Below are 1,117 nucleotides of genomic sequence, written 5' to 3'. Positions count from 1 at the left end.
GGCGGCGCACTTCATGATCCGTATCTTCATTCAAAATGATGTCGTTGATCGTGATGTAAAGCGCGTGCTCATCTACAGGTGTTTTTACCTTGTACGTAGAGCCTAAAAGAAAATCAGGACGTTCGATTTTCTCATTCATCTCAATCGGCTTAGGCTGTTGCTCGACTTCGGCCTCTTTAATGGCTGCCGATGCGTCGGTATGAACTTGATAGCCTACGATTTTTTTCTCGATTTTAATTGCCATTGTCATATTCCTTTTTCTTATTCACTCGCTATAAGCGGGCGAATCTTGATCAGTATTTACCGTAGGTGCCTTCTTTTAGTGCGTCGAATAGATTCGCAGCGGTGTGGATTTCACCGTCGTATTCAATCTCTTCGTTGCCTTTCACTTTTACGGTTGTTCCGTCATCCAATGTAAATTCGTACAAGGTGTTCTCGAGATCTTGCTCTTTCACCAAAACGCCCTGGAATGCTTCAGGATTAAAACGGAATGTTGTACAGCCTTTTAAGCCCTGCTCATAGGCGTACATGTAAATATCTTTAAATTCTTCATATGGGAACTCTGTAGGAACGTTCGCCGTTTTAGAGATCGAAGAATCTACCCACTTCTGTGCTGCCGCTTGAATATCGACATGCTGCTTTGGCGTTACTTCATCTGCCGCGATGAAATAATCAGGCAATGCGTTGTCGGGGTTATCACTAAATGGCATTGCTTCTGGATTGACCTGATTTCTGTAAGCAAGTAATTCGAATGAATAAACATCCACTTTTTCTTTGGTCTTCTTACCCTCGCGAATAATGTTGCGGGAGTAGTGGTGAGCAAAGCTTGGCTCGATACCGTTACTTGCGTTGTTAGCAAGAGACAAAGAAATAGTTCCCGTCGGTGCAATTGAAGTATGGTGTGTAAAACGTGCACCTTGCTCCGCAAGCTGATCGACTAATTCTGGCTCGTAATCAGCAATACGTTGCATGTAACGGCTATATTTTGCGTGAAGAACTTTACCTTTCACGGTATCGCCTAAGGAGTAACCGTCTGCGCTTAGCTCTGGGCGTTCGCGTAGTATTTCGGCAGTCACTGCGAACTCTTCTTCCATGATTGGCGCTGGACCTTTCTCTT

2 pseudogenes are annotated in these 1,117 nt (G+C 44.3%); both read right to left on the bottom strand.

The window, feature by feature from the left end:
• Nucleotides 1-244 (bottom strand): annotated as a pseudogene (locus A3762_RS12735) (NrdJb); the annotation flags it as partial.
• Between the two features lie 49 nt (nt 245-293).
• Nucleotides 294-1,117: pseudogene (locus A3762_RS12730) on the bottom strand (ribonucleoside-diphosphate reductase, adenosylcobalamin-dependent); the annotation flags it as partial.

This window comes from Oleiphilus sp. HI0125 (genome assembly GCF_001635355.1).
This window is presented reverse-complemented; position numbering and strand designations above follow the sequence as displayed.